The 11,953-nt window shown below is 73.2% G+C and carries 11 protein-coding genes; 10 read left to right on the top strand and 1 reads right to left on the bottom strand.

The annotated features are described in order from the left end of the window. The first annotated feature begins 102 nt into the window (after positions 1 to 102). From AB0D53_RS08600 to AB0D53_RS08575, 6 genes are all read left to right on the top strand, one after another. Positions 103 to 426 (top strand): integration host factor, encoded by a 324-nt coding sequence (locus AB0D53_RS08600; RefSeq protein WP_014157387.1) that lies wholly within the window; start codon positions 103 to 105, stop codon positions 424 to 426. 38 nt (positions 427 to 464) lie between these two features. Beyond that, positions 465 to 1,082, top strand: coding sequence for a guanylate kinase (gmk, locus tag AB0D53_RS08595; RefSeq protein ID WP_362442075.1), 618 nt, complete (start codon positions 465 to 467; stop codon positions 1,080 to 1,082). An 80-nt stretch (positions 1,083 to 1,162) separates the two neighbouring features. Next, positions 1,163 to 1,435, top strand: a complete 273-nt coding sequence (rpoZ, locus tag AB0D53_RS08590) for a DNA-directed RNA polymerase subunit omega (protein ID WP_003970369.1) — start codon at positions 1,163 to 1,165, stop codon at positions 1,433 to 1,435. A 132-nt stretch (positions 1,436 to 1,567) separates the two neighbouring features. Next, positions 1,568 to 2,770, top strand: a complete 1,203-nt coding sequence (coaBC, locus tag AB0D53_RS08585; protein WP_362442072.1) for a bifunctional phosphopantothenoylcysteine decarboxylase/phosphopantothenate--cysteine ligase CoaBC — start codon at positions 1,568 to 1,570, stop codon at positions 2,768 to 2,770. A gap of 242 nt (positions 2,771 to 3,012) precedes the next feature. Continuing rightward, positions 3,013 to 4,221 carry a methionine adenosyltransferase gene (metK, locus tag AB0D53_RS08580; protein WP_362442069.1) on the top strand — a complete coding sequence of 403 codons (1,209 nt, stop codon included), beginning with the start codon at positions 3,013 to 3,015 and terminating at the stop codon, positions 4,219 to 4,221. 124 nt (positions 4,222 to 4,345) lie between these two features. Continuing rightward, the gene (locus tag AB0D53_RS08575) at positions 4,346 to 6,490 is read left to right on the top strand and encodes a primosomal protein N' (RefSeq protein ID WP_362442066.1); all 2,145 of its coding nucleotides are present in this window, start codon (positions 4,346 to 4,348) and stop codon (positions 6,488 to 6,490) included. A gap of 64 nt (positions 6,491 to 6,554) precedes the next feature. On the opposite strand, the gene AB0D53_RS08570 is transcribed toward AB0D53_RS08575, so the two are convergent. Beyond that, complete coding sequence (locus AB0D53_RS08570; RefSeq protein WP_362442064.1) at positions 6,555 to 7,103, bottom strand: hypothetical protein; 549 nt, start codon at positions 7,101 to 7,103, stop codon at positions 6,555 to 6,557. A 229-nt stretch (positions 7,104 to 7,332) separates the two neighbouring features. Here AB0D53_RS08570 and fmt point away from each other — a divergent pair, with 229 nt between their 5' ends. The 4 genes from fmt (at position 7,333) to AB0D53_RS08550 (ending at position 11,829) form a co-directional block, all read left to right on the top strand. Beyond that, on the top strand, positions 7,333 to 8,265 hold the full coding sequence (gene fmt, locus AB0D53_RS08565; protein WP_362442061.1) for a methionyl-tRNA formyltransferase: 933 nt from the start codon (positions 7,333 to 7,335) through the stop codon (positions 8,263 to 8,265). A 73-nt stretch (positions 8,266 to 8,338) separates the two neighbouring features. Next, positions 8,339 to 9,772: a transcription antitermination factor NusB gene (locus AB0D53_RS08560; RefSeq protein ID WP_362442058.1), complete on the top strand. Its 1,434-nt coding sequence runs from the start codon at positions 8,339 to 8,341 to the stop codon at positions 9,770 to 9,772. A 204-nt stretch (positions 9,773 to 9,976) separates the two neighbouring features. Next, on the top strand, positions 9,977 to 10,660 hold the full coding sequence (gene rpe / locus AB0D53_RS08555) for a ribulose-phosphate 3-epimerase (RefSeq protein ID WP_362442055.1): 684 nt from the start codon (positions 9,977 to 9,979) through the stop codon (positions 10,658 to 10,660). Positions 10,661 to 10,812: 152 nt separating this feature from the next. Continuing rightward, the gene (locus AB0D53_RS08550; protein ID WP_362442946.1) at positions 10,813 to 11,829 is read left to right on the top strand and encodes a sugar-binding domain-containing protein; all 1,017 of its coding nucleotides are present in this window, start codon (positions 10,813 to 10,815) and stop codon (positions 11,827 to 11,829) included. Positions 11,830 to 11,953: the final 124 nt, after the last annotated feature.

Raw genomic sequence — 11,953 nt, 5'->3', positions numbered from 1 at the left:
GAGAGCCGACGTACACAAGTTGTCCGTCGCTCACCTGGTGTGGAGCGCTCAGCTTCCTCACCGGTCCGTATCCGACAGATCGACATCCGAGGTGACGTAGGCGTGGCTCTTCCGCCCCTTACCCCTGAACAGCGCGCAGCCGCGCTCGAAAAGGCCGCCGCGGCTCGCCGGGAGCGGGCCGAGGTCAAGAATCGACTCAAGCACTCCGGCGCCTCCCTCCACGAGGTCATCAAGCAGGGCCAGGAGAACGACGTCATCGGCAAGATGAAGGTCTCCGCCCTCCTGGAGTCCCTGCCGGGCGTGGGCAAGGTCCGCGCCAAGCAGATCATGGAGCGGCTCGGCATCTCCGAGAGCCGCAGGGTCCGGGGTCTCGGCTCCAACCAGATCGCATCCCTGGAGCGCGAGTTCGGCGGCAGCGCCGCCTGACGTTCTCAGGCACTCCTGAGAACCTGGATAATCGCTCCATGGCTGCAACATCCCGGGGGACGTCCCCCGTACCCCCGGACGTACGTCCGCGGCTGACCGTGCTCTCCGGCCCCTCCGGGGTCGGCAAGAGCACGGTCGTCGCTCATATGCGCAAGGTTCACCCCGAGGTCTGGCTCTCGGTGTCGGCGACGACCCGCAGGCCGCGCCCCGGTGAGCGCAACGGTGTCCACTACTTCTTCGTGGACAACGAGGAGTTCGACAAGCTGATCGCCAACGGCGAACTGCTCGAGTGGGCCGAATTCGCGGGCAACCGCTACGGCACGCCCCGCCGCGCCGTGCTCGACCGCCTGGAGGCGGGCGAGCCGGTGCTGCTGGAGATCGATCTCCAGGGCGCCCGGCTGGTCCGGCAGTCGATGCCGGACGCACAGCTGGTCTTCCTGGCCCCGCCGAGCTGGGAGGAGCTGGTCCGCCGGCTCACCGGCCGCGGGACCGAGGCGCCCGAGGTGATCGAGCGCAGGCTCGGCGCCGCCAAGGTGGAACTGGCCGCCGAGGCCGAGTTCGACACGACGCTCGTCAACACCTCCGTCGAGGATGTGGCCCGTGAGCTGCTAGCCTTGATGCTGGAGGTTTCCGGCCAACGTGCCGACAGCGACTGACGAAGTCGGCGCACAGGCCACCGCGGATCTCCGCACCGTCAAAGATTTCTTTGATCTTTACCCCCTTCGGAAGGCAGAGAGTGTCCTCTTCCATCACCACGCCCGAGGGCATCATCAACCCGCCGATTGATGAGCTCCTCGAGGCCACCGACTCGAAGTACAGCCTCGTGATCTACGCCGCCAAGCGCGCGCGCCAGATCAACGCGTACTACTCGCAGCTCGGCGAGGGTCTCCTGGAGTACGTCGGTCCGCTCGTCGACACCCACGTGCACGAGAAGCCGCTCTCGATCGCGCTCCGCGAGATCAACGCGGGCCTGCTCACCTCCGAGGCCATCGAGGGCCCCGCGCAGTAAGCAGGAATTGCACCTTCACCTCAGGCCCGGCGGCCACGGCTGCCGGGCCTGAGGTGTGTCCGGGGCGACGGCATCGGACCCGCCGCGGTGAGGCAGCATGGGGGTGTTCGTATCCGAGTGCGGGGAGACGCAGTGGACAAGCCGAAGGTCGTTCTGGGGGTCAGCGGGGGCATCGCCGCGTACAAGGCGTGCGAACTGCTGCGCCGGCTGACCGAGTCCGGTCACGACGTGCGCGTCGTACCGACCGAGTCGTCGCTGCACTTCGTGGGGGCGGCCACCTGGTCGGCGCTCTCCGGCCACCCGGTCTCCACCGAGGTCTGGAACGACGTCCACGAGGTGCCGCACGTCCGGATCGGGCAGGACGCCGATCTGGTGGTCGTCGCCCCCGCCACCGCCGACATGCTCGCGAGGGCGGCCCACGGCCTCGCCGACGACCTGCTCACCAACACGCTCCTCACCGCCCGCTGTCCGGTCGTCTTCGCGCCCGCCATGCACACCGAGATGTGGGAGCACCCCGCCACCCGGGAGAACGTCGCGACCCTGCGCCGCCGGGGCGCCGTCGTCATCGAGCCCGCCGTCGGCCGGCTCACCGGCGTCGACACCGGCAAGGGCCGGCTGCCCGATCCCGGGGAGATCTTCGAGGTCTGCCGCCGGGTGCTGGCCCGCGGGCCGGTCGAACCCGATCTGGCCGGCCGCCACGTGGTCATCAGCGCCGGCGGTACGCGTGAGCCGCTCGACCCGGTGCGCTACCTCGGCAACCGCTCCTCCGGCAAGCAGGGCTACGCCCTGGCCCGCACCGCGGTCGCCCGCGGCGCCCGGGTCACCCTCGTCGAGGCCAACACCGGCCTGCCCGACCCGGCCGGCGCCGACGTGCTGCACGCGGGGACCGCCGTGCAGCTCCGCGAGGCCGTGCTGAAGGCCGCCGCGGACGCCGACGTGGTCGTGATGGCGGCGGCGGTCGCCGATTTCCGTCCCGCCGAGTACGCCACGGGGAAGATCAAGAAGAAGGACGGCCAGGAACCCGCCCCCATCACGCTCGTCCGCAACCCCGACATCCTCGCCGAGGTGGCCGGCCGACGCGCCCGGCCGGAGCAGATCGTCGTCGGATTCGCCGCCGAGACCGACAACGTCCTCGCCAACGGCCGGGAGAAGCTCCGCCGCAAGGGCTGCGATCTCCTCGTGGTCAACGAGGTGGGGGAGCGCCGGACCTTCGGCTCCGAAGAGAACGAAGCGGTCGTGCTCGCGGCCGACGGCGGTGAGACCCAGGTGCCGTACGGGCCCAAGGAGGCGCTCGCCGACACGGTCTGGGATCTCGTGTCGTCACGTCTCGGATGAAATTCTTGTGTCACGCCCGCACCCGGTCCGAAACCCTTGGAATATGGGCATAAATGGCATGGTCCGGGGCGGCGCGGCCCCCGACGGCGGGCCGTGCCGCAGGTCACAGAACTCCCAAAGGGCGAGACATGTTGTCCGCCGAACGAAAGCGACCGATAAACTGGGGCCGGACCATGCCGGGCGCAGCTCCCGGCGGTCCGCCAAATGATCAGCCAGCAGCCGCTGCAACCCCAGGGAGCGATGTGTCCCGCCGTCTCTTCACCTCGGAATCCGTCACCGAGGGTCACCCCGACAAGATCGCTGACCAGATCAGCGACACCATTCTCGACGCGCTGCTGCGCGAGGACCCCCGGTCCCGCGTCGCCGTCGAGACCCTGATCACGACCGGTCTGGTGCATGTTGCGGGTGAGGTCACGACCAAGGCCTACGCCGACATTCCGACCCTCGTACGCAACAAGGTCCTGGAGATCGGCTACGACTCCTCGAAGAAGGGCTTCGACGGCGCCTCCTGCGGCGTCTCGGTGTCCATCGGGGCGCAGTCTCCCGACATCGCGCAGGGTGTCGACACCGCGTACGAGAAGCGGGTCGAGGGCGATGAGGACGAGCTCGACAAGCAGGGCGCCGGTGACCAGGGCCTGATGTTCGGCTACGCCTGCGACGAGACGCCCGAGCTCATGCCGCTCCCGATCCACCTCGCGCACCGGCTCTCCCGCCGGCTCTCCGAGGTCCGCAAGAACGGGACCATCCCGTACCTGCGCCCCGACGGCAAGACCCAGGTCACCATCGAGTACGACGGCGACAAGGCCGTCCGTCTCGACACGGTCGTCGTCTCCTCGCAGCACGCCAGCGACATCGACCTCGACTCGCTGCTCGCGCCCGACATCCGCGAGTTCGTCGTCGAGCACGTGCTCGGGCAGCTGGTCGAGGACGGCATCAAGCTGGACACCGACGGCTACCGGCTGCTGGTCAACCCGACCGGGCGCTTCGAGATCGGCGGCCCGATGGGCGACGCCGGCCTGACCGGCCGCAAGATCATCATCGACACCTACGGCGGCATGGCCCGCCACGGCGGCGGTGCCTTCTCGGGCAAGGACCCGTCGAAGGTGGACCGCTCGGCCGCGTACGCCATGCGCTGGGTCGCCAAGAACGTCGTCGCCGCGGGCCTCGCCGCCCGTTGCGAGGTGCAGGTCGCGTACGCGATCGGCAAGGCGGAGCCGGTCGGCCTGTTCGTCGAGACATTCGGCACCGCCGCCATCGACACCGAGAAGATCGAGCACGCCATCGGCGAGGTCTTCGACCTCCGTCCGGCCGCGATCATCCGCGACCTCGACCTGCTGCGCCCGATCTACGCCCAGACCGCGGCCTACGGCCACTTCGGCCGGGAGCTTCCCGACTTCACCTGGGAGCGCACCGACCGCGTGGACGCGCTGCGCGAGGCGGCCGGTCTGTAGGACCGCCGCCTTTCGTCCGTACGCCGGGGCCCGGAGACCGCACGCGGTGTCCGGGCCCCGGTGTGTCCGGCCCCGTACTCCCGCACCGGGGCCGCTGTCAGTGCTGTCTGGTAGGAAGTTGGCTGTGAGCAGCGACAACGAGCGATCCGCGGACCCCGGGGACGGGGCCCCGGAGCAGCTTGCGCTGATCAGGGAGACGGTGCGCAGGGCCAAGGTGCCGCGGGCCAAGCCGCGGACCTGGCGCGGCGCCGCACTCGCCAAGGAGCTGCCGGTCGCCCGGGTGCTGGTCAACAAGGGCCTGCTCCACCTCGACCAGTACTTCGACTACGCGGTGCCCGAGGAGCTCGACGCCGAGGCGCGGCCCGGGGTGCGGGTGCGGGTGCGCTTCGGGGCCGGGGGACGCAATGTGCGCGGCGGCCGGCGTGAGGGCGGCGGGCTGATCGACGGCTTCCTCATCGAGCGGCGCGCCGAATCGGACTACCCGGGCGCCCTCGCGGCGCTCGCCTACGTCGTGTCGCCCGAGCCGGTGCTGGGGCCCGACCTGCTCGCGCTCTCCCGCGCCGTCGCCGACCGCTACGCCGGCACCCTCGCCGATGTGCTCCAGCTCGCCGTCCCGCCCCGGAACGGCAGGGCCGAGTCCAGGCCCTCGCCCGAGCCGCTGCCACCGCCGCCCGCGCCGTCGGCGGGGAGCTGGGAGCGGTACGCGCAGGGGCCGGCGTTCCTGCGGGCGCTGGCCGAGGGCGGGGCGCCCCGGGCCGTCTGGACCGCGCTGCCCGGACCCCACTGGCCCGAGGAGATCGCCAGGGCCATGGCCGCGACCCTCGCGTCCGGGCGCGGCGCCCTCGTCGTCGTCCCCGACGGCCGGGCCGCGGCGCGGGTGGACGCCGCGCTCACCGGCCTGCTCGGCCCGGGACGCCACGCGCTGCTGACCGCCGACTCCGGGCCGGAGAAGCGGTACCGGGAGTGGCTCGCCGTGCGGCGCGGCTCGGTGCGCGCGGTCGTCGGGACGAGAGCGGCCATGTTCGCACCGGTCGCCGATCTCGGCCTGGTCGCCGTCTGGGACGACGGGGACGCCAGCCACAGCGACGACAACGCCCCCTTCCCGCACGTCCGCGAGGTGCTCGAACTACGGGCCGCGCACGGCCGGTGCGCGTTCCTGCTCGGTGGCACGAACTGCACGGTGGAGGCCGCCCAGCTGGTGGAGAGCGGCTGGGCACTGCCGCTGCGCGCGGACCGGGAGCAGCTGCGGATCGCGGCGCCCCTGGTGCGCACGGTCGGCGACGGGGAGCTGGCACGGGACGGTGCCGCGAGGACCGCACGGCTGCCCAGTCTGGCCTGGCAGACCGTACGGGACGGGCTGCGCAGCGGCCCCGTCCTGGTCCAGGTGCCCCGCCGGGGCTACGCGCCGCGGCTGGCCTGCGAGCGCTGCCGCGAGCCCGCCCGCTGCCGGCACTGCGCCGGACCGCTCCAGGCACCGGACCAACGCGGGCTCGACTGCGCCTGGTGCGGGCGGGCCGAGACCGCCTGGCACTGCGTGGCCTGCGGTTCCCCCCGGCTGCGGGCCCGGATCGTCGGCGCCCGCCGGACGGCCGAGGAGCTCGGCCGGGCGTTCCCCGCCGTGCCGGTGCGGACCTCCGGCCGCGACCACATCCTCGACTCGGTGCCGGACGTGCCCGCACTGGTCGTCAGTACGCCCGGCGCGGAGCCTGTGGCCGAGGGCGGCTACGCGGCCGCGCTGCTGCTGGACGGCTGGGCGATGGTCGGCCGCCCCGATCTGCGGGCGGGCGAGGAGGCGCTGCGCCGGTGGACGGCCGCGGCCTCGCTGGTGCGGGGGCAGCCGGAGGGCGGCACGGTGGTGGTCGTCGCCGAGCCGACACTGCGGCCGGTACAGGCCCTGGTGCGCTGGGACCCGGTCGGACACGCCCGCCGTGAGCTGGCGGAGCGGGCCGAGCTCGGCTTCCCCCCGGTGTCCCGGATGGCCTCGGTGACCGGTGCGCCTCAGGTGCTGGCCGCCTTCCTCGCGGCGGCCGAGCTGCCGCCGGAGGCCGAGGTGCTGGGCCCGGTCCCGGTGCCGGCCGGTGGACCGGGCAGGCCCCGCAGGCCCGGGGACGCGCCGCCCGGGGAGTCCTGGGAGCGGGCGCTGCTCAGGGTGCCGCCGGGCAGCGGGGCGGCGCTGGCGGCCGCGCTGAAGGCCGCGCAGGCGGCGCGGATGTCCCGGGGAAGCGGCGAGCAGGTCCGGATCAGGGTGGATCCGCCGGACATCGGGTGACGGCGGGGACATGAGGCTGCCCCGCCGTGCGTCGGGCGCGGCGGGGCAGTGGTGGACGGGTCGGTCAGCCGTTGCGCGGGCCGGGGAAGACGCCGGGGCGCAGGTCCTCGCGCCGAGTCGGGCGGTCCACCGACGGCTGCGGCGGCATGGAGCGGGCGGCGGGTACGGCGGGCAGCGCGGGTGTACTGCCGGGGCCGGGCACGACGGGCAGGGTGCGCGGCACCGCACTCTCCCCGGTGGCTTCGGCCGGCCCGGGCTGCCGGGCGTTGCGGCGTGCGCCGTAGCGGCGGTGCACCGCCTGCTTGGTGACCCCGAGCGCGGAGCCCACCGCGTCCCAGGAGAAGCCCAGTGAGCGGTCGAAGTCGACCGCGGCGGTGACCAGGGTCTCGACGCTGTCGCGCAGTTCCTGGGCCAGCCTGACGGTGGGGGCCGGGGCCCTGCCGTAGACGACGAAGCCCGTGGACGGGCCGGAGCGGCGCGGACGGTAGACGTTGCCCAGTTGGGCGGTGAGCGTGCGCAGCGCGTCCACCTGCCGCCGGACCCGCTCGATGTCCCGCACCAACAGATGCAGACTTGCCCTCGCTTGGGCGTCGTGGGTTGCGTGGTCGGCCATGAAGAAGCCTCTCGAACCGGCGTTGAAAGGGATCGGGCCGCATCGTGGCGGCTCGCTTCGGTCAATCTCTCTTGACCAACGCCTCAGCTGTGGATCTGGTCACGCTTCAGGGGCGCGTGCGCCTTTCAAAGGGGCGCACGGCCATGCGTACGCCCCCCGGCGGCCCGGCCCATAGACTTGTGCGTTGCTCGTCACCGCACGTTCCGGCCCGAGAGGCAGTCAGCCACCCATGAAGCTTGTCTTCGCAGGCACCCCCGAGGTAGCCGTACCCGCCCTGGACGCCCTGATCGCCTCCGACCGGCACGAGGTGGCCGCCGTCGTGACCCGGCCCGACGCCCCTGCCGGGCGGGGCCGCCGGCTGGTCGCCAGCCCGGTCGCCGAGCGCGCCGAGGAGGCCGGCATCGAGGTGCTCAAGCCCGCCCGGCCGCGCGACGAGGACTTCCTCGCCCGGCTGCGGGAGATCGCCCCCGACTGCTGTCCGGTCGTCGCCTACGGGGCGCTGCTCCCCAAGGAGGCGCTCGCCGTGCCCGCCCGCGGCTGGGTCAACCTCCACTTCTCGCTGCTGCCCGCCTGGCGCGGCGCGGCCCCCGTGCAGCACTCGGTCATGGCCGGGGACGAGGTGACCGGCGCGTCGACCTTCCTGATCGAGGAGGGGCTCGACTCCGGCCCGGTGTACGGCGTCCTCACCGAGGAGGTGCGCCCCACCGACACCAGCGGCGACCTGCTCACCCGGCTGGCGTTCGCCGGCGCGGGGCTGCTCGTCGCGACGATGGACGGCATCGAGGACGGCACGCTGCACGCCGTGCCGCAGCCGGCCGAGGGCATCACCCTCGCCCCGAAGATCACCGTCGAGGACGCCCAGGTCCAGTGGTCGGCGCCCGCGCTGCGGGTCGACCGCGTGGTGCGCGGCTGCACCCCCGCCCCCGGCGCCTGGACGCTCTTCCGGGGGGAGCGGCTGAAGCTGATCCAGGTGGTGCCCGTCCTGGACCGCACCGATCTGGCGCCCGGCGAGCTGTCCGCGGCCAAGAACAACGTCTGTGTCGGCACCGGATCGCACGCCGTCGAGCTGCTCTGGGTCCAGCCGCAGGGCAAGAAGCCGATGCGGGCCGCGGACTGGGCCCGCGGGGTGCGGATCGCCCACGGCGAGCTGCTGGGGAGCTGAGTCCCTCGGGGGCCGGGGCGGCGACGTAGGCTGGGTGGGTTCGCCCTCTCACCGTCAGCGGAGCACCTTTCACGTGAACGACCAGCAGCGTCGCCGTCCCGCCAAGCCGCATCGCCGCCCCAAGAAGGACCCGGTCCGGTTCCTCGCCTTCGAAGCCCTCAGAGCCGTCGACGAACGGGACGCGTACGCCAACCTGGTCCTGCCCCCGCTCTTGAAGAAGGCACGTGCCAAGGGCGACTTCGACAGCCGGGACGCGGCGCTGGCGACCGAGCTGGTCTACGGCACGCTGCGCCGCCAGGGGACGTACGACGCGATCGTCGCGGCCTGCATCGACCGGCCGCTGCGCGAGGTCGACCCGCCCGTCCTGGACGTGATCGACATGGGCGTGCACCAGCTGCTCGGCACCCGCATCCCGACCCACGCCGCGGTCTCCGCCAGCGTGGAGCTGGCCCGGGTGGTGCTCGGTGAGGGACGGGCCAAGTTCGTCAACGCCGTGCTGCGCAAGGTCTCCGCGGACGATCTCGACGGCTGGGTGGCCCGGGTGGCGCCGTCGTACGAGGAGGACCCCGAGGACCACCTCGCGGTCGTGCACTCGCATCCGCGCTGGGTCGTCTCGGCCCTGTGGGACGCGCTGGGCGGCGGCCGGGCCGGCATCGAGGACCTCCTCGAAGCGGACAACGAACGGCCGGAGGTCACCCTGGTCGCCCGCCCCGGCCGCTCCACCACCGAAGAGCTGCTCACCGCCCTCGGCGACGAGAACGGCCTGCCGGGCCGCTGGTCGCCCTATGCCGTGCGGATGGCGGAGGGCGGCGAGCCCGGCGCGCTGACCGCCGTCCAGGAGGGCCGGGCCGGGGTCCAGGACGAGGGCAGCCAGCTGGTGGCCGCCGCTCTCGCCAACGCACCGGTGGAGGGCAGCGACAGCCGCTGGCTCGACGGCTGCGCGGGCCCCGGCGGCAAGGCCGCCCTGCTCGCCGCGCTCGCCGCCGAACGGGGCGCCGCCCTGCTCGCCGCCGAGAAGCAGCCGCATCGCGCCCGGCTCGTCGGGCGCGCACTGGCCGGCAATCCCGGCCCGTACCAGGTGATCACCGCCGACGGCACCCGCCCGCCGTGGCGGCCCGGCAGCTTCGACCGGGTCCTGATGGACGTGCCGTGCTCGGGCCTCGGTGCCCTGCGCCGCCGCCCCGAGGCCCGCTGGCGGCGCCGCAAGGAGGACCTGGAGAACTTCGCCCCGCTCCAACGCGCCCTGCTGCGCGAGGCGTTGAATGCCGTACGGGTCGGCGGCGTCGTCGGCTACGCGACCTGCTCGCCGCATCTCGCGGAGACCCGGGTCGTCGTCGACGACGTGCTCAAGGGGCGGGGCGGTCAGCCCGTCGAGGCCGAGTGGGTGGACGCCCGCCCGCTGATGCCGGACGTGCCCGCGCTGGGCGACGGCCCCGACGTCCAGCTCTGGCCGCATCTGCACGGCACGGACGCGATGTACCTGGCCCTGCTGCGGCGTACCGCCTGAGAGCCGGCCGGACGGGGGCCGCGTCCGGCCGGCCGGACCGGGACCGGCCGATGCGGCCCGCGGCCTCGCGAAGCGCCCGCCGAGGGCCCGAAAAGCCCGTATCGCGTGGTCGGAGCGCTTCGATCGCGCGAACTGTAATGATCCCGTGAGGCTTTGGCCCGTACCAGGGCGGGGAAGCGGCGCGGAACATGGCAGGCTTGGGACATGGCCCAGATCAACCCCAGCATCCTGTCCGCCGACTTCGCCCGTCTCGCCGAGGAGGCGAAGGCGGTCGAAGGCGCCGACTGGCTCCACGTCGATGTGATGGACAACCACTTCGTGCCCAATCTGACCCTCGGCGTGCCGATCGTCGAATCGCTCAGCCGGGCCACGAAGACACCGCTGGACTGCCATCTGATGATCGAGGACCCCGACCGCTGGGCGCCCCGGTACGTCGAGGCGGGCGCCGGTTCCGTCACCTTCCACGTGGAGGCCGCGGCGGCCCCCGTACGGCTGGCGCGGGAGATCCGGGCCAAGGGGGCCCGTGCCTCCATGGCGCTCAAGCCCGCGACGCCCATCGAGCCGTACGAGGACCTGCTCCCCGAGCTCGACATGCTGCTGATCATGACGGTGGAGCCGGGCTTCGGCGGCCAGGCCTTCCTGGACATCATGCTGCCGAAGATCCGCCGCACCCGTGAGCTGATCTCCAAGCACGGCCTCGAACTGTGGCTCCAGGTCGACGGCGGCGTCTCCGCCTCCACCATCGAGCGGTGCGCCGAGGCCGGTGCGGATGTCTTCGTCGCGGGTTCGGCGGTGTACGGGGCGGCGGACCCGGCCGAGGCGGTGCGGGCCCTGCGTGCCCAGGCGGACGGGGCCACCGCCTCGGCGGCCTGGGCGTGCGGCCACTGACACCGGAACCGGCGCCCGTCACCGATCGCGGGTCGGCCGGGCCAAGGGCAGATGAACGCGGTCCGACGGGACCGGTCAGGGAACGCCGGATCTGACAGGATGAACGGCGTATCGAGAGTGTGAACAGCAGTGAGGAGAGCGCGGTGTCTGCAATGTCGGCGGGCCGGTCCGCCCTGCGGATGGGGCCCGCGGAGCTGGTGCAGGCGGCGGCCATGGCCCGCCGCTTCTACCTCGAGGGAAAGTCGAAGATCCAGATCGCCGAGGAGTTCGGCGTCAGCCGCTTCAAGGTGGCCCGGGTCCTGGAGACGGCTCTTGAGCGCGATCTCGTACGGATCGAGATCCGCGTCCCCGCCGAGCTGGACGCCGAGCGCTCGGACGCGCTCCGCGCCCGCTACGGGCTGCGTCACGCGGTGGTCGTCGAGTCCCCGGCCGAGGAGCAGGACGACGCACCGGACCCGGAGAACCTGGGCGAGGTCGCGGCCGATCTTCTCGGCGAACTGGTGAACGAGGGCGATGTGCTCGGGCTGGCCTGGGGCCGGTCCACCATCCACATGGCCGCGGCGCTCGACCGGCTGCCGCCGTGCACGGTCGTCCAGCTCACCGGGGTGTACGACGCGGGGACGGCCGAGCGCGGCTCCGTCGAGGCGGTCCGGCGGGCCGCCCAGGTGTCGGGCGGCGAGGCCCACCCCATCTATGCCCCGATGCTGCTGCCCGACCCGGCCACGGCCGCCGCGCTGCGCCACCAGACCGGTATCGCCCGCGCCTTCGAGTACTTCGACAAGGTGACGGTAGCGGCGGTCTCCATCGGCTCCTGGGAGCCGGGCATCTCGACCGTCCACGACATGCTGAGCGACGAGGAGCGGGCGCACTACGCCTCGCTCGGCGCCGCGGCGGAGATGTCGGCGCACCTCTTCGACAGGGAGGGCCGGCGGGTCGGCCGGGACCTGGGGGAGCGGTGCATCACGGTCGAGGCCGACCGGCTGCGCCGGATTCCCGAGGTGGTGGCGATCGCGGGCGGTCAGCGCAAGGCCGCGGCCATCGGGGCGGTGCTGAGGTCCGGACTCGTCACCAGCCTGGTGACGGACACCGCGGCGGCCGACTATCTGCTGACGGAGTCGGCGGCGCCGCAGCGGCCGGCACTGGAGCGGGCCGACCCGGACGGCGACTGAGCGGCCCCACGGCCGCCGTACACGGAACCGCCCGGACAGCGTGCGCTGGACGCCCGGGGGGGGGGTGGGGGGGGGCGCAGGCACCGGCCCCCCCCACCCGCGAAAAAGAGTCGGGGGGGGGTTG

This window comes from Streptomyces sp. NPDC048295 (genome assembly GCF_040652135.1).
Taxonomy (GTDB): domain Bacteria; phylum Actinomycetota; class Actinomycetes; order Streptomycetales; family Streptomycetaceae; genus Streptomyces.
This window is presented reverse-complemented; position numbering and strand designations above follow the sequence as displayed.

What these genes read in the sequence shown, in the direction of transcription:
- gmk (WP_362442075.1), top strand. Translation starts at nt 465, where the DNA reads ATGGCTGCAACATCCCGGGGGACGTCCCCCGTACCCCCGGACGTACGT.
- AB0D53_RS08570 (WP_362442064.1), bottom strand. Translation starts at nt 7,103, where the DNA reads ATGGCCGACCACGCAACCCACGACGCCCAAGCGAGGGCAAGTCTGCAT.
- fmt (WP_362442061.1), top strand. Translation starts at nt 7,333, where the DNA reads ATGAAGCTTGTCTTCGCAGGCACCCCCGAGGTAGCCGTACCCGCCCTG.
- rpe (WP_362442055.1), top strand. Translation starts at nt 9,977, where the DNA reads ATGGCCCAGATCAACCCCAGCATCCTGTCCGCCGACTTCGCCCGTCTC.
- AB0D53_RS08550 (WP_362442946.1), top strand. Translation starts at nt 10,813, where the DNA reads ATGTCGGCGGGCCGGTCCGCCCTGCGGATGGGGCCCGCGGAGCTGGTG.